This is a genomic window from Mesobacillus maritimus, from assembly GCF_044803185.1.
Classification (GTDB): domain Bacteria; phylum Bacillota; class Bacilli; order Bacillales; family Cytobacillaceae; genus Mesobacillus_B; species Mesobacillus_B maritimus_B.
The window spans coordinates 3,183,014-3,201,608 of record NZ_CP085225.1 but is presented as its reverse complement, the minus strand read 5'-3'; the positions used below and the strand labels follow the sequence as shown (position 1 = coordinate 3,201,608).

The following is an 18,595-nucleotide window of genomic DNA, read 5'->3' as shown; positions in this document are numbered from 1 at the left end:
GGGTGGGATTACATATAAAGAATAAATGTTTGTCAACAGTACATATTTTCTAGTTATTTGTTTGTTATGAATTCCTAACATAGTACTCCTCCTAGGCGAACAGTGCCAGGCACTGTTCGCAATTGGACCAAACAAATTTGTGAATATCGATTGCATTTCCATTTTGAGTGGAAGGCGAAGTAGACCCAGTTTATCTGGGTCTGTTTTTGTATGTACGGATATACGCTATCCTAAGAAATATACCCTATAATTATAATTCCTTTACTTTCTCTTCAATACTCCCTTTTTCACCAAGGTAACGAGCGTGCCCTTATTCTTATATCTCTGATAGGCAATCAAACGATTCAAGTCTTTTATTGTTAATTTAGATGAATCAATGGCAAGTTCAAATTCATCTTTAACCTTATCAATCATGGATAGAGCATATTCGATTTGTTTTGGGGTTAAGGTGTAATCTTCATTGGACTCTGCTTTCGCTGGTGGTGCTTGTTCTGTCATGGTAGGTTGCATCGTAGCCGTATGTTCTTTTATTTTTGCATCGACTAAAGCTTCTATTTCTGATTGACTGATGGGTTTGGTTTCGGTTTGCGTTTTAGGTTGACTAGAGTTGGAATTAAACAATTTATCTATGATTCCTTTAAGCACAATATTCACTTCACTTTCCAAGGGGGTAACGTTCCCAGGTTTTCTTTTATTCTATTATTAAAATATTATATTGGAAAATACAATACATTTTGGTTATTTATCTCATTTTATAGTGATTTTTATGTCTAAAAATGCGAAATCGATCGCTGTTTACATTCTGATAGTTCGATGGGCATGGGTATTTGGTTTTCCATTAATGTATAATTATGGGGAAAAAACCGTATTTTTGTAGTATAATATAGGAAAATGTATGTTGGGGCGTTGATTTATGGCTATTACGATTCCAGAAACGATTCGAAGCTCTGCCACAACGGGTGAGAGACTTTTGTTTCGTACTCTTAAACTCTATTTACCGGATGATTATATCGTCTATTATGAACCTGAAATTCTCGGTAAAAGGCCCGATTTTGTCATTATCGGTCCGGAATTGGGTATTGTGGTTTTAGAAGTGAAAGATTATACCAAAAGTACCTTGCTGCAAGTGAATCATGAAGAATGGCATATTGTTGCTTCAAATGGGCAGCAAAGTGTTCAAAAAAGTCCGTTAAAGCAAGCGCGGGATAATATGTTTCATGTTGTGGATGTCCTGAAGAAAGATAAAAACCTTGTTCAGTTAGATGGAAAGTTTAAATTTCAACTGAAGTTTCCATACGGACATGGAGCGGTGTTTACACGCCTGTATGCAAAGGATTTTATTCAAGAGGGACTGTATTCAGTTATTGACCCAAAGTTTTGCTTAACAAGAGATGAAATTGATCCGGATAAGGAAGGTTTTTCAGAAGAAGTATTAATGGAAAAAATCTTGAACATGTTTGTTGTTCCTTATCGTCTGCGTGAGCCTCTCACACTAGAGGATATCAATGCGATTCGCTATCATTTGTTCCCAGAGGTTCGGATTAGTGCGGAATTTAAGCCGCCGGTCCCTTACCAAGACCAGCTGCTGCTTTCACTTCATGATATCAAAACGATGGATTTACATCAGGAAAACCTAGCAAAACAAATTGGGGATAAAAACCGATTAATTCGAGGGGTGGCAGGAAGTGGGAAGACCATCATTTTGGCGAGTCGCGCAAAAATGTTATCCAAGCAAAATCCTGATTGGAAGATTCTTATCCTTTGCTATAACATCTCTCTAGCCAATGCGATTCAACAAATGATTCTACATATGATGAATGAACCAGAGGACTTATTTGATTTTGATTTTTCTGCGGAGAGTTCGAAAAATCCAATCGATAACCAAAATATTGTTGTTCGGAATTTTCATTCTTGGTTAAAGAATGATTTGAAAATTCATGAACGTCAACTTCCGTCGCTTTTGGAGAAGTTAAAGAATAAGGAAGCGATTTTACCTACTTATGATGCGATTCTGATTGATGAGGGACAAGATTTCGATCCGGATTGGTTGAATCTTGTTAGTTCGTTATTAAATGAAAAGACGCAATCATTGTTGCTAGTGGAAGACCGTGCCCAGAGTATTTATAAACGAAAGCGCTCACTAGTGCAAGACACAGGTCTGAGTTTTCAAGGGAGATCCAAGGTGCTTTCGATTAATTATCGAAATACCAAGCAAATCGTTAAATTTGCTTGGGACTTTTATCGGCAGCATTCAATGTTTAAGAAGAAAGTGGTTAAACGGGATTTAGAAGGAGAAATCATTGCCCCACAAAGTACAAAACGGAAAGGACCTGAGCCTGGTATTATTAAGGCGAAACATTTTCCTGAGGAAATGCAGCTAGTGGTAAGGATGATTAAAAATCTCCACCAACAGAGAAATGTCCCACTTCATGAGATGCTGATTCTTTACCGAGTGAAAAAAACGTATAAGCACCCTTATATCGATACAATCAAACGTTCTTTAGAGGAAGCCGGTTTGCCTTATTATTGGATTACAGAGAACGATACGTCGAAACGCTCCTTTGAAAGAGAAGACGAGAGGGTTAAAATTAGTACCATTGACAGTAGCAAAGGGTTAGATTTTCAAGCTGTATTTATTGTCAATGTCGACTCTATGCCCTTCCCATTGGAGGAAGATAAGGAGCGAGAAGTATCCCTCTTTTATATTGGCATGACGAGAGCAAAGGACTATCTTTGTTTGTCTTATTCAGGGGAGTCGGAGTTTACACAGTACTTGGATTCTGTGAAAGAAGAAAGGCTAAAGAGTAAACAGGGGATTAAAGCAACGAATCAATAAGTATAAAAAAAGCCCTTAGCAAAGGGTTTTTCTTTTTACCAAGTAGATAACAACCTTGGATATTAGGGAAGGTGTTATGAGGGGTATTGGTATTGGCGTACAATCGGGTCAATTAGCGCGCCCGTCCAGTCCTTATTAGGGAACAGAGTTCCTCGGTACAGAAAACCAAAAAGCTAGTAGAAAGGAGAAATCTCTACTAGCTTTTTTTGTTTTAATTGAAGCATGGTCTATATTTGGGAATTGAAAGTTTCTTTGACCGTAAAAAACATGACTTTTTCTTAAAAATTCTATGTAAACTTATATAACAAAATAATTTGAGAAAACTAAAAGTATTGTTATAGTGAAATCAAACATTGGAACATACTCTTTGGCCAATCAATAGATTATAAATGACTTGTTTTAAATGTTCCCTTATAAAAATAGTAAATAAACTCAGCAAAATTGTGGTATAAAAGTTTCAAAAAGTAACCTGAATTAATGTTTTAAAAATTCAGAAAAGTTATTTACTTTTACTGGGAACCTCTGTATAATTCACTATATAATATAAAGTTATAACTTTATAAGTTAGGAGAAGGACCGTATGAAATTAGAGAGAGATTCGCCAATCCCCTTATATCACCAAGTAATGGAAATCTTAGAGACGAAAATTACAACTGGCGAATGGAAAGATGGTGATCGATTACCTACTGAGAACGAACTAGCGGATCAATTCAATATTAGCAATATTACCGTTAAAAGAGCCGTTCATGAGCTAGTTGATAAAGGGTTGTTGTATCGACAAAGGGGAAAGGGTACTTTTGTCGCTCCGCAAATAAAAGAAGGGGATATATTTAAATTATTAACTTTCGGAGCGGAAGAAGAGTATCCACACAAAACAATTGAATTTTCCATTCAAGAAGCCGGAATAAAAGTATCCACGCTACTTAGCATAAAAGACAAAGACCTCATTGTGAAAATCTTGAGACTTAAATTGGAAAACGACAAACCAATTGGGATCGAGCATACCTACTTAAATCATCAATTATGTCCATTCATTACCCAAACAACGATTGAAAATCAATTGTTTTATAATGCGCTACAAAAGCAAAATATAAAACTAGGAAAAGCAAAGATATACTTTTCAGCTATTTTTGCCAGTGAAGAAGAAGGAAAACTTCTACATGTAAAAAAAGGCACTCCATTAATCTCGATTAAACGAATCACCTATACACAATCAGAGGAAATTATTGAGTATTCCACTTTTATTGTGCGACAAGATCATGCGCATTACTTTATTGAAGTTTCACTGTAAAAAGGCCTAGGCACTGAATGAATCATTCAATGCCTATAGGTATAAATAACTGAATATTCATAATTTTCACGGGAGGGGAGATAGTATGTCGTTTATCGACAAACACCCACGATTACAAGAAGTACAGATTGAAGAAGTTACCATCCATTATGATGGTACACCTATAAAAACGAGAAAAGGGGTTAGTGTGGCTGCTGCACTGATGGAGCAAGGCATGAAAAAGCTTGGGGAAAGTCGCAAAATGAATCAATCTAGGGGAGTATTTTGTGCTATCGGTCGGTGCCATAGTTGTTTTGTCACCATTAATGGCGAAGAACATGTTCGTTCCTGCATGGTCCAGGTTGAGGAGCATATGGAGATCCATCCAAATTTAAGAGACCCAGATGTAAGGAGTAGTTGCCATGAAGACTGAGTTGTTAGTTGTCGGAGGTGGGCCAGCCGGGTTAATGGCTGCAATCGAAGCAGCCGAGAATGATGTGGTGGTAACCATTGTTGAGGAATCACACCATCTTGGAGGGCAATTAAGGCAACAAACACAATTCCTTGATACCTTGCCGGAGGGATTGCCAAGAATGAGGGGCGTTCAGCTAGCAAAGGAATTGGTACAAAAAGTAACAAACAATGAAAACATTCATGTGTATACCAATCATGCCGTCATCGGAATATACGAGGACGGAAGAGTCGGACTGAATAACGGAAGAGAAATCCTTTCTTGTCAGGCAGACAAGGTCGTCGTTGCAACGGGAGCTGACATTCAAGCCGTCTTTTTTTCAGGATGGACCTTGCCGGGTGTAATGACCATTGGCGCCAGCCAAATCATGGTGAATCGGGAAAGAATCAAACCAGGAAACGCTTCGTTAATGGTTGGTTCTTCAGATTTTTCTTTAGAAGTGGCCCTTCAACTACAGGAAGTTGGGATTGAGATCTTAGGGATTGTTGAAAAAGAGACTAAGTTTCAATATCGGAACGAGGACCTTGCGAATCTCGTTAGGGCAAAGGGGATTCCCCTTTTAAACAATAGTTTTGTTGAACAGGCAAAAGGAAACGGGCAAGTTGAAAAAGTCCTCTTAAACCAAGATGGGAAGATAGAAGAATATGAAGTTGATTTGGTTTGTGTAGATGGTGGTCTAAATCCAATTGTAGAGCTCTGCCAATTATATGATTGTAGTTTTACCTTTAATGAAAAACTTGGAGGATGGATTCCTAGCTATCAGCCAAACTTTCAATCTAGTGCGGATGATGTGTTTGTCGCTGGAAATGCGGCCGGGATTACTTGCCAAGGAGCGGTACTGATAACAGGAAAGCTAGCAGGCTTAAGTGTTGCGGAGTCCTTGGGCAAAGTTTCGCCACAAGAGGCAGACCTGATTAGGAGTCATTATTGGAGTGCATTATCGAAAGTGGAGCAGACTTTTGACCCATTGGTCCATGAGGCGAGAATCCAACATGTTCGAACTGAGAACCAAGTGCAAGTCAAAGTCTATGAATCTTAAACAAAGCGATTGAGGAGGGCGAAGTTTGGATAAATCAGTGATTATTTGCCGCTGTGAGGAAATTAACATCGATGAAATCGAAACCGTATTAAAGCTCGGTGCCGAACGATTTGACGATATTAAACGAATTACTAGATGTGGAATGGGGCCATGTCAGGCGAAAATGTGTTTTAAACCTGTCGCAGATTTAATATCTGAATATACAGGAAAGACTCTTGCAGAGATCCCACCAGCTCGCGCAAGAATGCCATTAAGAATGACGAGAATGAGTGTGATGGCTTCTAATCTAGAGTCTGGTTCAACTATAAAAGCAGTTTTAGAAGATGGTGATCCTGATGACGAATAATCCGAATCAAACCGTTTATGACGTGATTGTCATTGGTGCAGGGGTGATCGGAAATAGTATTGCTTACCATTTATCCGAACGAAAGTCGGATGAAATTCTTGTCATTGATAAAGGATTTCCGTTGGGAGGGACATCTGGGTCTACGCAAGCATGGGTGTGGGTACATACAAAAACCCCAACAAGTTATGGAGAGTTAAGCCTATTTAGTTCTGAACTGTATCCCTATTTGGAACGAAAAATCGGGGACGTGGAGTACAAACGGACAGGTGGAATCGCCCCGTTTTTTACCGAAAGTGATCGGGAACGAGCTTTGAAATTGGCAGAAAGTCAAGCCAAGGTGGGAATTGACATAAAAGTACTGAGTCGAGAAGAGGTCCTTGAAAAAGAACCTGCCTTTTCCCCTCATGTAGTTGGTGCAACCTTCAGCAAAATCGATGGAAATGTCAACCCGTTTCGTTTGTTGGAACTTTATACAAGAGCAGCTAAAAATAATGGCGTAGAGTATTCGTTTTATAACGCTGTTATCGATATAGAAAAGCAAGGGGACGGGTATGTTGTACACTCCCAAAAAGGAACGTTTAAAACGAAAAAATTGGTGATTGCTGGGGGACCTTGGGCGAAACAAATTGGAAAATTTATGAACGTTGATATTCCTGTCAAGTTAGTAAGAGGTCAAATTTTAATAACAGAGCCGTTAGCTCCTTTATTGAATTATACAATAGGAGGAATCAGACAAGCGACCAATGGAGAAGTGTTAATTGGCTACTCCATGGAAGAGGTAGGGTATAACCGAAGGGGTACACTAGATGTAATTCAAGAAACTGCAAATATGGCCATTTCCTTTGTCCCTGCACTAGCAAATGCAAATATCGTCCGTTCCTTCTCAGGGGTACGGGTCGTTCCACACGATGGGCTGCCAATATTAGGGGAAATACCAGGGAATAAAAATCTTTATGTCGCCTCGATGCATAGTGGGATTACGTTATCTCCGGTGGTTGGGACGTTAATGTCAGAGCTATTATCTGGGGAAGAGACGTCGGTGCCACTTCATCCGTATTCCATTACTAGATTTGATAGAAGCAAACAAGAAATCTAATTCTTGGAAGTGAGTGATCAATGTGAAAGCATTTATAGAAAAATTACAAAAAGCCCAACGCCTTGTTACCCTTTTTCTTATTTTATTATTGCCGTTGTTGGTGTTTATTCAAGTTCTTTTAAGGTACGTTTTTAAAGCACCATTAATGGGAATTGAGGAACTGATGTTATTTCCTATTATTTGGTTATATATGTTAGGTGGGGCGAATGCGTCGATGGAGAGAAACCATATTTCATGTGGTGTTTTTACGATTTATATTAAAAAAGAGAAAACGAAAAACTTTTTTAATTTAATTACGTCCATCCTCTCCTTTTTAATCAGTAGTTGGCTTACCTATTGGGCGTTTCAGTATTTTCTATATTCCTTTAAGGTGTGGAAAGTAAGTAATTTGCTTTATATCCCAATGTTTCTTGGGGAAAGTGCTGTTTTTGTCGGAGTATTCCTCATGACCCTATACGCAGCGATGGACATTTTCAATAACTATAAAAAGCTTCGAAACACTGTATCAGTAAAGGGGGGATTTGATGTTAACAGTAGTAATACTTGATGTGATTTTACTAGTTTTCCTCTTATTCATGAATGTACCTCTTCCTTTTTGTTTTGGTGGAGCATTATTATTCATGGTTGTGTTTGGGGATGTCTCCATGCAGAGTATGATGCTTTGGACTTTTAATCAAACCATCAGTCCCGTCCTATTAGCAAGTCCGCTGTTTATCCTTGCTGGTGTTGTCATGGGAGGAAATGGGATTGCGAAACATTTACTGAATTTTGCAGATGTTTTTATCGGAAGGCTTAAGGGCGGGATTGGTGTTGTTTGTGTCACAACATCGGCCTTTATTGGAGCCGTTTCCGGAAGTGGTTTTACTGGTGTAGCTGCAACAGGACCGATTATGATCCCTCGAATGGTTAAACAAGGCTATCCAAGAGGGTATGCAACGGGATTGGTTACCGTGTCATCCGTTCTTGGACTTCTTATTCCACCGAGTGTCATCATGATTTTATATGGTTGGGTAACAAATACATCAATATTAGCTGCCTTTTTATCCACCCTAGGCCCTGGTCTATTAATCGTTGTGTTATTCTCGATCATTAACCTTGTCTGGACTCGTAAATTTAAAAACATACAGTTGGAAGAACCACTTCCAAGACCAGAAAAAATCAAACTGGTCAAAACTCGAGGACTACTGGCATTTCCGGCGTTACTACTACCCATCATCATTTTAGGTGGTATTTATGGAGGGATTTTTACACCGACAGAAGCTGCAGCTGTTGCTACCATCGTTGCAATCCCAATTGGCTTTTTCGTCTACCGGGAATTGAAAATGAAACAATTTCTTGCGCTTGCTGAAGAATCCGCCACTTCTGTGGGTGCGATTATGTCGATGATCTTTTTTACCTTAATGTTAAGCCAAACCTATGTATTAGCGCAGGTTCCCCAGGCGATTATTGATGTGTTTTTTGGAATCACCGATAACCCTATTATTATGTTGTTGATTATAAATGTTTTCTTGTTTCTGGTAGGGATGATTGTAAATGACGCCACCGGAATGATTCTGGTTGCCCCTTTACTTTTACCTTTAATCAGAGAACTTGGCATTGACCCCGTTCATTTTGCAGCAATCATGGGTGTGAACTTGGCAATGGGTGGAGTCACTCCTCCATATGCGAGTATTTTATATTTGGGAATGCGTATAGGGAAATGTGAGTTTTCCGAAATCCTTAAACCAACATTAGTCTTCCTGCTCTTAGGGTATTTACCTGTTGTATTCCTCACTACTTTCTGGCCAGATTTAGCGTTATATCTTCCAGGAGTCTTTGGTTTACTAGATAACTAGTTTATTAACGATTTTAGGGGGTGATAAGTAAGGCAGGGGAATAAAAACCTTTATAGTTTCGATACCAGAACAGGGGAAACGGCTTGGTTTAATTTACGGAATATTTTGTAATCTTTGATGAAAATAGTCAATGAGAGTTTCGTGGAGGTTTTTATTAACATGGGGATTTCCTCACAATTAATTCTAGGGGGCTAAATAGTGAATTTTAAAAAATTTAGTTTGTTTGTCATTATTCCTTTTCTAACAATCGTAGGGCTTATAGGCTGTTCTTCTTCGTCATCGTCTGAAGGGGAAGGGGAGAAAAAAACATTTAAAATTGGTCATATTCGTCCAGATGGTACTGGAACGGATGAAGATGTAAAGTGGTTTGCTGAAAAGATTGCGGAAAAAACAGATAATAACGTTGACTTTGAGGTTTACCCAGCCAGTCAGCTTGGCGACTACACAGTTGTACAAGAGCGCGTAAGTATGGGAGATATTGAAATGCAACTAGCACCTGTTGGTCCCTCTCTTAATCCGAATATGGGCTTAACTTATACCCCATTTTTGGTGACAAATTGGGAAGATGCACTAGAGTATTATGGTCCTGATAGTGAGATTGCCAAGATGGTTGATGAAATGTTGCAAGAGCAGAATATTAAACTATTAGCCACTTATCCAAAATACTTTGGTGGAATCGCCCTGAAGGAGAAACCTGAAAACCCAGCTGATTTAAGTAAAAAAGATATAAAAGTACGTGTACCTGCTACAAAAGCGTTTGAATTAGCAGCAAAGGGATTAGGGTATACACCGACGCCTTTACCATTCGCGGAAGCATTTACATCCATGCAAACTGGTATTGTTGATGGAGTGGTCGGATCTGGGGCAGAAGGATATTATGCTGACTTCCGTGATTTAACGAAATATTACCTACCGATCAATACGCATTTCGAAATGTGGTACCTCTATATCAGCAATGATACTTGGGAGAAGTTATCTGCAGAGGAGCAGGAAATTTTCCAGACTACTGCAAAAGAGTTGGCAGAAGCAAGGTTTGAAGCAGCTCCAGCAGAAACAGCAGATTTTGAACAAAAACTACAAGATTCCGGGATTGAAATTATTGAGTATACCGATGAAGAACTAGACACTATTGCCAAAGAAATCCGGAAAAACATTTGGCCTGAACTAGAAAAGGAATATGGCAAAGAGTTATTCGAGCGTGTTACGAAAGGAATAGATTATTAACGATTGGATTCGTCAATCCTCAAGCATGCTTCAGGCATGCCTGAGGATCCTGTTTTTATTATTGTATGTAAGCTGGAAAGGAGGCAATATACTCAGTGGATGCAGATATTGGTGTTATCGGCGTCGGAACCATGGGAAGTATGGCTATGTGGCAACTTGCTAGAAAGGGAGTATCCGTACTAGGCTTTGATCAATATGGTACAGGACATGACCGGTCGGCGGCTGGTGGGGAAACGAGGTTATTTCGGACAGTATATTTTGAAGGGGATGAATATGTCCCGATTTTAAAAGAAGCCAAGAAGTTGTGGTCACAGTTGGAAGAGGAGTCGGGAAATACCTTGCTCACATTGAACGGCGGAGTGATGATTGGGAATCCGGAATTTGTTGAGATGCAAAATGCTATCAAGTCAATCAAAAAGTTTGATTTGGAGCATGAGATTCTAACCCCTGAGCAAGCAAAGGCAAAATATCCACAACATCACCTTACCTCCGATGAAATCATGATCTATGATAAAAATGCAGGGGTTATACGTCCGGAATTGTCCATTGTTTCTGCGGTTCAACGTGCTGAAGAGCTAGGGGCAAGGATTCTTCGGTATACGAAAATTGAAAAGATAGTACCTGATCGTGATGGTGTAACCATTGTCGCTAATGATCGAGAATACCGAGTTGGCAAGGTGTTGATTACCGCAGGACCGTGGGCAGGTAATCTCCTCCCCCAATTAAAAGACTCCTTAATCGTCAAGCGAGTTGTTTTGTCCTGGTATGCGCCAAAAGATATGAATCAGTTTACCATTGAAAATTTCCCGGTATTTGCTCACCTAGGTATAGACTTTAAGCTAACCGGTACCCCAACGGTGGATGGGAGTATGGTGAAGGCTTCAAACAATCCTTCTTTTAAAGTTGTTGGAGATCCAAGTACGTTAGAAAAAGAAGTTTCTTTAGAGGAAGTCCAGACCGCCAGCCAATTTATTCAAGAAAAAATTCCAGGATTGGTTCCACATCCTGTAAGAGCAACTGCTTATATGGATGCTTGTACACCGGATGGACATCCAATTGTCGGAGAAGTTCCGGAAATCGAAAATACGGTCTTTATGTGTGGTTTCTCGGGTCACGGTTTTAAAATGTCCCCGGTAATGGGGAAAATAGCTGCTGATCTTTTAGTAGAGGGGAAAACAAGTTATCCAATTGATCACCTTTCCCCAAAGCGACTAGTAAATGACCTACCATTAGTGAAACCTTGAATTAAAGGAGCAGGGACGGAGGGACAGGTTCATTGTCCGTAGGGTCCCCGCGGGCAAAGTAAGAGGATAAATAAAGAGGAGCATTCCCCAAAAACGTCTAGTGAATCCTTCGCTAGACGTTTTTGTTTTTTTTCGTTGGTAATGATATATAACCTATGAAAGGTATATTCATAGTTGAAGCGATCGTGGTCCAGGATGGAAAAATACAGAAAACTCGCAACCTATTTGAATCCTATTATCAGCAAAAAGAGATGATTGTTGACGGGGAAGACGAGAACGAAGAGAATCATGCTCCAGCGCACAGTTCTTAATCCCTGTGGGTTTGGTGAATTGGATGAACGGGTAAAAGCTCATCCTGATGCTGTATTTTTAATAATACAAGTGAGGACAGAATCCGATTTCGAAGCCATTTTATGTAAAACTTTGGTATAGATACATACATACAAACATTAGGAGGGGGCAAAATGGAAACCGAAAAATTAAAAAAGAATTTTAAGATTTTCCTAGCTGTGGCATTATCTGGTAGTTTGATTATGAATTTTATGTTGATTTCAAAAGTGAATGACCTTAACAACCGTTTAGATCATGTCTCTTCCGACCAACAGAATATCCTTCATTCCGTCAACAGCCAATCAGGCGAGATGCAACAAATTTTAAATCAATTCAAGGAAGAACTGAGTTGGCTTGGTCCAGTTGAACTGGATGTGAATACAAATGCTTTGGAAGAAGGGCAAGCGCAAGTTCGTTTCAAATGGCAAGTAAAGGAGCGGGAAACGGATTCGAAGGTTTTCTTTCATTATGCGACCGGCACAAATAGTGAATTCGAAAAGTTGCAAGCGGAAGAGCTAGAACAAGGTCTTTTCCAAGCAAAGATCCCGATAACGGTTAAGTTAGAACCGCTATGGGATGTTAGGGTGATTGAATCTCGCTCAAATATGGAAGAGATGACTGAAACGGCAAAGGAAGAGGAGCGAATGGAGCAATACTCCTTGAAGTATTTCGTTTCGGTTGAATCTGGGGATGCCGTCAAGAGTAGTGAGGTTCAGTCGGAATCGCTCGATTATTTGGGTACAAACCAATATGGTATTCTTCAAGGAGATCTTCATAGGAAAGGAAAGCAGGCTAGTGTAACACTTATGCAGCACAAAACAAGCGGCGAAACCTCTGTTGTTGAAGAAGCTTATCTTTTAAAATATCAGGATGGTACGTTCATGGGGGAGGAACCATTACAATTGGAGAACGATCAGGACGAAAACTTGCGGCATTTTCAATTGTGGGAAATCAGTCCATACGAAGAGGATATGCGATTTGTCATTAAAGTCGTCTATCGCGACGGGGCCACCTTTGAGAGGGAAGTCAATTAGAGAGGTTTTGTTTTGATAGTAAAATACACAAAAAAGGATCAGAGTCTCATCTGATCCTTTTTGCCCTGAAATAACAGTCTTCTTCAACTAACGCAACTTTTTCTTTAAGTACAATCTGAATTAAGAGACTTTTCTAATACTAAAGCATTCTTATCCAATAAGTGGAGAAAAACGGGTGCTACCATCATTATGACCATTGTTCCTTTTTTTCAAAACGCGCGCAACCTTTAATACATGTTCGAGACTTTTCTTTATATCCTGCATCCCCATTTCAGCAGCTGGTTTCCTAGCAATAATCACATAATCATTACCTGTACGAACCTCGTCCTTTAGTTCAAGGAATGCTTGGCGGATATATCTCTTGATTTGGTTTCTTGTTACTGCATTCCCAAGCTTTTTACTAACAGATAATGTCTGGGTTTTAATAAAAAGCAAGTTACCGTTACCTATTAAAAAAGCAAGGCCCGATTGGCCCTGCTTTTTAATTGACTATTACCTTTCCAACCATTCCTTCATTTAAATGGTAACGACATATCAGCTCATATGTACCAGGCTTTTCCGGTTTCACGGTAATGGTTTTTTCTTTTCCCGGCTGGACTTCTGCGTCGATGCTAAGCTCTTTCACTGTGAAGGTGTGTTCTTTCTTACCAACGTTTTTCAATATCAACGTTGTCGTCTTTCCATTGGGAATAGTGATGACCTTTGGATTAAAGTAATCATCGTTCAACTCGACTTCAATCGGTTTCTCCGTCTCTATAGGCTGTGTTGCAACACGGGATTCGGCAAATACGCCGATTGAGCCTGAAGTTGTCACAACCATAATCATTGCAACTAAAACCACCAATCCTGCTAACCACTTTTTCACTGACATTCTTAACCCCTCCTTTCCTAATCTCTATTTTTTACCATTTCATTAATAATTATCAATTTAAATTGGGGGTATACAAAGACTTATACGATTTTACAATTGATGAATTAAGGAATGTTTTGAAATCATTACAAGCAAAATCGATTAGAAGCCTTCAGGATAAAAAATCAACGATTGAACGCTACATAGCCTAGGCTATTTCCCACAAAAAGACTAAATATAGAGTCAATCAAGCGATCGCTTTTGATTCTAGAAAAAAGTTAGATGACTTACTAAAAAGAGAATTTGATTCTAGAAAAGGAACTGCTCTTCGAAATCCCATTAGAAGCAGACAAAGCACAGGACGGTGTTATTTTGGCTTGCTTTTCGACGGTGTTAGCCATAAAAATGAATTTCTTGAATTGAGAGAATTAACAATGCAGCATATTGATGAGGATAACCAAGAATCGTTTTACAGGATAGAAGGATCCCGATGAGTGCTGAAACCGCTGTTCTAGTTAGGTTAGCTCTTGTTGAAGATACCTATTTGAGCACGAAGGTAGAAAAACCACGTAACTATAAAAATGCAAAAGGTGTCCATATTCTTAGAGGCCTTAGAAATAAATCGACCATAAATGGGCAAATCGTAAGTCAACGGATTATAAGGATGTCAGAGATCTTTGACCAAGAATACATCAATGCGACAACGGTTTCATATAGTGGACAAATCCATATGGCAATCGAATTAATAAAGAAAGAAAATTTAATCATAATAGATGAGACAATCCCCCTAGTCGTATGGTTAAAAATAGTCTTCTCATGCCGAGAAGACTATTTTTCGTCCATCAATTGTATTACAGCAGGGAGGTCTGCCGGTGCCCACTTTAAGGATTCCAGATTTTCTCTTTTCAGCCAGATGAGCTTTGAATGTTCCTTTGCTATTGGGGTGCCGAGGACAATTTTAGCTTTGATTGAAAGGAGGTTAATGACGAAGGAATCGTACTCGTGGGTGTTTTCGTTAAATATTTCACGGGAAGTTTCGAGTCTACACCCAAGTTCTTCTGAAATTTCCCTCACTAAGGCTGAGTAAGGTTCTTCATTTTCCTCTACTTTTCCACCAGGAAATTCCCACTGATTTCCCATCGACATCTTTGGGGACCGCAGGGCGCAGAGGATTTCGTTTTGGTCATTTTCGATGATTGCTGCCACGACTTTTATTTGTTTTTTCATGTTGGCCCTCCAGCAGTATTCTAATTTTTTCTATCATATCACGATGGGGGGGTGTATTAAAATGACGGATGAGATTTTTCATAAAATACATCTATATGCAATATTGTTAGCTACCAGCAAATGGTATAATTTTATCTAACTGAATCTGTCCCTACAAGGAGGAGTCAATATGTTCACCGACTTAAACAAGGAACTCCAAGAGATAAAGGAAAATTTGCGGAAGAAAAAGAAATATGAAGATCACTTACAGCGTGCAGAAGCGTTTTTAAACGAAGAGGAAAAGAAACAAGAGGAATTGAAAAGGCAATTATTAAAAGAGGAAGAAGACATCGAACGCTTAGAAGGTTTTTCATTCACTAATATTTTTTATACAATCACTGGGCGCAAGTTAGAAAAGTTAGATAAAGAACAACAAGAAGTTTTAGCTGCTAAGTTAAAGTTCACAGAAGCATTGGAAACCGTGGAAGATTTAAGGAAGGAAATACAAGCATATAAGGATAAGTTGCTTTACGTTGATGATGTGGCTCAAAAGTACAAGGAAATCCTCAGTACGAAGGAACGGCTAATCCTTGATACTAAATCGATCTGGAACGAGGAACTCTATGATTTAACAGAGCAAGAAGCAGGTCTCTCTAGCAATCTGAAAGAATATCAGGAAGCGATTGAAGCAGGAGAAGAAGGTTTAGTAACCCTTAATGAGGCCATACAATCATTAGAATCAGCAAAAGGATGGTCAACCTTTGACATGTTTGGCGGGGGTCTCATATCAACCGCTGTAAAACACAGCCATATGGATGAGGCGAAGGGACATATCCATCGGGTTCAAAAGCAATTACGCTATTTTCAAGATGAACTGCTAGATATTGAAAATCATTATAAAACCAATTTGGAAGTTGACGGATTGCTAACATTTGCTGATTACTTTTTTGATGGTCTTATCTTTGATTGGTTTGTCCATGGTCAGATATCCGATTGTTATGATCAAGTCATGAAAACCAAGAAAGATGTATCAGAGATGGTCAAAAAATTAAAAGAACAGAAAGACAGCCTTAGAAGAGAACTATCAACTATTAAAGAGAAAAGAAGAATCGTATTGGAGTCTGCGAATTAATTGAAAAATGGGGTCTGTCCTAAGCTTCGACGCCGTTGGTAGTTGGGGGTTTCCCCCTGTGAGAGTAGGACGTTGCCAGGCAAATCGAAAGGACAGCTGATTATTGGGTTGTTCTTTTTTTGTTTTTGCAAAATTAGTTTGAGTTTAATCCCTTAGTAGAATTTTTTTGGTATGATTCTGCTGGTATATCGGAACTACTAAACAGAGAGTATGGGCTTACTGTTATATTAAAGGAATCATACACATTCTGACCGATAGGAAACATCATTTTCATAAGAGTAAACAAAAGGGGATAGATATAGATGAGGATTAACCCAAACCTATTAACGGAAACGGAACGATACCATTATGATGAACCTACTTGTGGCGTCCTAGTTGATGTTTTCCGTAATGGAAATCACTGGCATGCCATTGCCATTGCAGAAAACTCCGAATGGTATTGTCACAATGGCCTTGGGGATACAAAAGAGCAGGCCATGGAAGAAGCTATTATTGGTGTCATAAGCCTAGTCAATGATCGGGATTAGTAGACATGGAAAAAATTGTGGATAATTGTTCATCCGCTGCAAAGAATGCTTTTTATTTGTTTTATATTACCTTTCATCCAATTCAACTGATGCTCTTCTAGTAAAAGAAGAGCATTTTTTAGTATTTGAAATTCCTGTAGAAATTGCTTTTGGGTAGGGTCGCGAGGGACAGGTATTACCTTGTCCCAGCTGATTTTAATGGCGGGACAAGGTGCCTGTCCCTATGACTTTTCCCATAATTTTGTATTTAAGGGTGTATAAATTTCGTCCCCATGGATTTGCTTATGGATAATCAGATTAGGATATGCCTCTGTATTTTTGACCTCTTTATGCCTTGCTCGGAAACTCATCCCTAAAATTTCCTCGATGTGTTTCTTCCCACTAAACATTCAGATTCCCCCTATATCACTTGATAGGAATATTTTAACCTTATTGGTTAAATTTCATGTGAAATGAAAATATCTTCGTCATACAAAGGAGTATAGTAGCAACTTATTTGAAAAATAGATATGTTAGTCCCGAAAAATTTCAGTTCGTATACATACATGGAAAAAAGTAAAAAGGTTAAAGTAAGTTTGACTTAATGAAAGGTTGTTACCAAACAAATAGAGTAAGGAGCTGGAGCTGAAAGGATGGAAAAGGATAAGAGTTACAAACAAACTGATTCTAAAAATAATAGTAGGGGTTTTCAATCTACAAATCCCAATGGTGACCAACAGAATCAAAATCATGATCTGATTCAATCGGAAAAAATGCGCTACAAAAATGCAGATCAAATTTATGAATAAAAGCTATGTTTTGATTCGAAAAAAATATTCAAATAATAGAATGATTATGATGAAAATGGAGCTGATTCTATGTCTAATCCAATCCCTCATGAAGACGGAATGGACCATACTTTAGATGTAATAAGAGAAGGATATTTATATATTTTAAATAGGCGCAATAGTTTCCATTCAGATGTTTTTGAAACCCGATTACTCGGAAAGAAAGCGATTTGTATGGGCGGGAAGGAAGCGGCTGAAGTTTTTTATGATCCTGAAAAATTTGAGAGGGAAGGTTCGGCACCGAATCGAATCAAACAGACTTTGTTTGGAAAAGGGGCGGTTCAGACGTTGGACGGGGAACAGCATAAACATCGGAAGGAAATGTTTATGTCGCTCATGACCCCTGATAATCTCAACCGTTTAAAAGAATTGGTCAAAGGACATTGGGAGAAAGCTGCCAAGAAGTGGGAACAGAAGGATGAGATTGTTTTTTATGAAGAAGTTCAGGAAATATTATGTAGATCTGCTTGTGAGTGGGCAGGGGTACCAGTGCCAGATGATGAACTGAAAAATCTAACCAATCATTTGGAGGCAATGTTTGAGTCACCGGCCGCGCTAGGGCCAGATCATTGGAAAGGTAGGAATGCAAGGAACCTAGTAGAAAAGCGGATACAAGAAATAGTGCACAGCGTGCGAGATGGAAAGATTCAGCCTCCTGAAGTAACTGCTTTATTTCGGTTTGCTACGCACCGTGATTTAGAAGGGAATCTCTTAGATGCGGAGACGGTTTCAGTGGAGGTTATCAATATTTTACGGCCAATTGTGGCAATTTCCATTTACTTGAATTTTACTTTACTGGCTTTACATCAATATCCGGAAGAAAGGCAGAAGTTAACATCAGGTGATGAAAAATATGCAGAGATGTTTATACAAGAAGTTCGTCGGTATTTTCCCTTTTTTCCTTTCATTGCAGCAAGGGTAAGAAAAGACTTCGTGTGGAAAAACTATCAGTTTGAAGAGAATACGTTAACTTTCTTGGATTTGTATGGGACCAATCATGATCCTGAAATTTGGGATAACCCTGATGTCTTTCATCCACAACGGTTTCATGACTGGAAAGGAAGTCCGTTCGGATTCATTCCGCAGGGTGGTGGCGAGTACTTGATCGGCCATCGTTGTGCGGGAGAGTATGTCACGATGGAAGTTATGAGGGAGAGTTTGGATTTTCTCCTAAACAGAATGGATTATGATGTTCCTAATCAAGACTTAAGCTACAGCATGGTAAGTATCCCAAGTATTCCTCATAGTAAAATAATCCTTCAAAAAGTAAAACGGAGATAACTAAGCAGAAAGGGTATTTCTTATGGTGTGTTGAAAATTTTTTAAG

Annotated in this window: 22 protein-coding genes; 17 read left to right on the top strand and 5 right to left on the bottom strand. The window is 39.0% G+C overall.

Translation table 11 applies throughout. The features are described 5' to 3' along the window. Positions 1 to 261 precede the first annotated feature (261 nt). Positions 262 to 654 carry an ABC transporter ATP-binding protein gene (locus LG336_RS15435; RefSeq protein WP_404328381.1) on the bottom strand — a complete coding sequence of 131 codons (393 nt, stop codon included), beginning with the start codon at positions 652 to 654 and terminating at the stop codon, positions 262 to 264. A 259-nt stretch (positions 655 to 913) separates the two neighbouring features. On the opposite strand from LG336_RS15435, the gene LG336_RS15430 reads away from it, so the two are divergent. From LG336_RS15430 to LG336_RS15375, 12 genes are all read left to right on the top strand, one after another. Then, positions 914 to 2,836 carry a 3'-5' exonuclease gene (locus LG336_RS15430; RefSeq protein ID WP_404328380.1) on the top strand — a complete coding sequence of 641 codons (1,923 nt, stop codon included), beginning with the start codon at positions 914 to 916 and terminating at the stop codon, positions 2,834 to 2,836. Positions 2,837 to 3,416: 580 nt separating this feature from the next. Further along, on the top strand, positions 3,417 to 4,127 hold the full coding sequence (locus LG336_RS15425; protein WP_404328379.1) for a GntR family transcriptional regulator: 711 nt from the start codon (positions 3,417 to 3,419) through the stop codon (positions 4,125 to 4,127). Positions 4,128 to 4,212: 85 nt separating this feature from the next. Then, on the top strand, positions 4,213 to 4,539 hold the full coding sequence (locus tag LG336_RS15420) for a (2Fe-2S)-binding protein (protein ID WP_404328378.1): 327 nt from the start codon (positions 4,213 to 4,215) through the stop codon (positions 4,537 to 4,539). Next, positions 4,529 to 5,617 carry an NAD(P)/FAD-dependent oxidoreductase gene (locus LG336_RS15415; RefSeq protein ID WP_404328377.1) on the top strand — a complete coding sequence of 363 codons (1,089 nt, stop codon included), beginning with the start codon at positions 4,529 to 4,531 and terminating at the stop codon, positions 5,615 to 5,617. The genes LG336_RS15420 and LG336_RS15415 overlap by 11 nt, the downstream gene beginning before the upstream one ends. 25 nt (positions 5,618 to 5,642) lie before the next feature. After that, positions 5,643 to 5,963 (top strand): (2Fe-2S)-binding protein, encoded by a 321-nt coding sequence (locus LG336_RS15410; protein ID WP_404328376.1) that lies wholly within the window; start codon positions 5,643 to 5,645, stop codon positions 5,961 to 5,963. After that, the gene (locus LG336_RS15405) at positions 5,953 to 7,059 is read left to right on the top strand and encodes an NAD(P)/FAD-dependent oxidoreductase (protein ID WP_404328375.1); all 1,107 of its coding nucleotides are present in this window, start codon (positions 5,953 to 5,955) and stop codon (positions 7,057 to 7,059) included. The genes LG336_RS15410 and LG336_RS15405 overlap by 11 nt, the downstream gene beginning before the upstream one ends. Before the next feature lie 22 nt (positions 7,060 to 7,081). Next, complete coding sequence (locus tag LG336_RS15400) at positions 7,082 to 7,606, top strand: TRAP transporter small permease (protein ID WP_404328374.1); 525 nt, start codon at positions 7,082 to 7,084, stop codon at positions 7,604 to 7,606. Continuing rightward, positions 7,584 to 8,894, top strand: a complete 1,311-nt coding sequence (locus LG336_RS15395; protein WP_404328373.1) for a TRAP transporter large permease — start codon at positions 7,584 to 7,586, stop codon at positions 8,892 to 8,894. The genes LG336_RS15400 and LG336_RS15395 overlap by 23 nt, the downstream gene beginning before the upstream one ends. A 198-nt stretch (positions 8,895 to 9,092) precedes the next feature. Continuing rightward, complete coding sequence (dctP, locus tag LG336_RS15390; RefSeq protein WP_404328372.1) at positions 9,093 to 10,118, top strand: TRAP transporter substrate-binding protein DctP; 1,026 nt, start codon at positions 9,093 to 9,095, stop codon at positions 10,116 to 10,118. A 95-nt stretch (positions 10,119 to 10,213) separates the two neighbouring features. Continuing rightward, positions 10,214 to 11,362 (top strand): N-methyl-L-tryptophan oxidase, encoded by a 1,149-nt coding sequence (solA, locus tag LG336_RS15385; RefSeq protein ID WP_404328371.1) that lies wholly within the window; start codon positions 10,214 to 10,216, stop codon positions 11,360 to 11,362. Between the two features lie 155 nt (positions 11,363 to 11,517). Continuing rightward, a complete protein-coding gene (locus tag LG336_RS15380; RefSeq protein ID WP_404328370.1) occupies positions 11,518 to 11,673 on the top strand; it encodes a hypothetical protein in 156 nt (51 codons plus the stop codon). A gap of 153 nt (positions 11,674 to 11,826) precedes the next feature. After that, the gene (locus tag LG336_RS15375) at positions 11,827 to 12,726 is read left to right on the top strand and encodes a hypothetical protein (RefSeq protein WP_404328369.1); all 900 of its coding nucleotides are present in this window, start codon (positions 11,827 to 11,829) and stop codon (positions 12,724 to 12,726) included. Between the two features lie 150 nt (positions 12,727 to 12,876). On the opposite strand, the gene rnpA is transcribed toward LG336_RS15375, so the two are convergent. Further along, on the bottom strand, positions 12,877 to 13,212 hold the full coding sequence (gene rnpA, locus LG336_RS15370; protein WP_404333181.1) for a ribonuclease P protein component: 336 nt from the start codon (positions 13,210 to 13,212) through the stop codon (positions 12,877 to 12,879). Beyond that, a complete protein-coding gene (locus tag LG336_RS15365; protein WP_404328368.1) occupies positions 13,208 to 13,597 on the bottom strand; it encodes a cupredoxin domain-containing protein in 390 nt (129 codons plus the stop codon). The genes rnpA and LG336_RS15365 overlap by 5 nt, the downstream gene beginning before the upstream one ends. On the opposite strand from LG336_RS15365, the gene LG336_RS15360 reads away from it, so the two are divergent. Continuing rightward, positions 13,552 to 13,788 (top strand): hypothetical protein, encoded by a 237-nt coding sequence (locus tag LG336_RS15360; protein ID WP_404328367.1) that lies wholly within the window; start codon positions 13,552 to 13,554, stop codon positions 13,786 to 13,788. The genes LG336_RS15365 and LG336_RS15360 overlap by 46 nt on opposite strands. A gap of 616 nt (positions 13,789 to 14,404) precedes the next feature. Here LG336_RS15360 and LG336_RS15355 read toward each other — a convergent pair. Beyond that, complete coding sequence (locus LG336_RS15355) at positions 14,405 to 14,803, bottom strand: (deoxy)nucleoside triphosphate pyrophosphohydrolase (RefSeq protein WP_404328366.1); 399 nt, start codon at positions 14,801 to 14,803, stop codon at positions 14,405 to 14,407. Between the two features lie 169 nt (positions 14,804 to 14,972). Between LG336_RS15355 and LG336_RS15350 the strand changes: the two genes are divergently transcribed. After that, complete coding sequence (locus LG336_RS15350) at positions 14,973 to 15,914, top strand: hypothetical protein (protein ID WP_404328365.1); 942 nt, start codon at positions 14,973 to 14,975, stop codon at positions 15,912 to 15,914. Between the two features lie 302 nt (positions 15,915 to 16,216). Then, positions 16,217 to 16,441, top strand: coding sequence for a hypothetical protein (locus tag LG336_RS15345; protein ID WP_404328364.1), 225 nt, complete (start codon positions 16,217 to 16,219; stop codon positions 16,439 to 16,441). A gap of 221 nt (positions 16,442 to 16,662) precedes the next feature. Here LG336_RS15345 and LG336_RS15340 read toward each other — a convergent pair whose 3' ends face one another. Then, positions 16,663 to 16,830, bottom strand: a complete 168-nt coding sequence (locus LG336_RS15340) for a hypothetical protein (protein ID WP_404328363.1) — start codon at positions 16,828 to 16,830, stop codon at positions 16,663 to 16,665. A 243-nt stretch (positions 16,831 to 17,073) separates the two neighbouring features. Here LG336_RS15340 and LG336_RS15335 point away from each other — a divergent pair, with 243 nt between their 5' ends. Both LG336_RS15335 and LG336_RS15330 read left to right on the top strand, forming a co-directional pair. After that, on the top strand, positions 17,074 to 17,229 hold the full coding sequence (locus LG336_RS15335) for a hypothetical protein (protein ID WP_404328362.1): 156 nt from the start codon (positions 17,074 to 17,076) through the stop codon (positions 17,227 to 17,229). A 69-nt stretch (positions 17,230 to 17,298) separates the two neighbouring features. Further along, positions 17,299 to 18,549, top strand: coding sequence for a cytochrome P450 (locus LG336_RS15330; protein ID WP_404328361.1), 1,251 nt, complete (start codon positions 17,299 to 17,301; stop codon positions 18,547 to 18,549). The last annotated feature ends 46 nt before the right edge of the window (positions 18,550 to 18,595 follow it).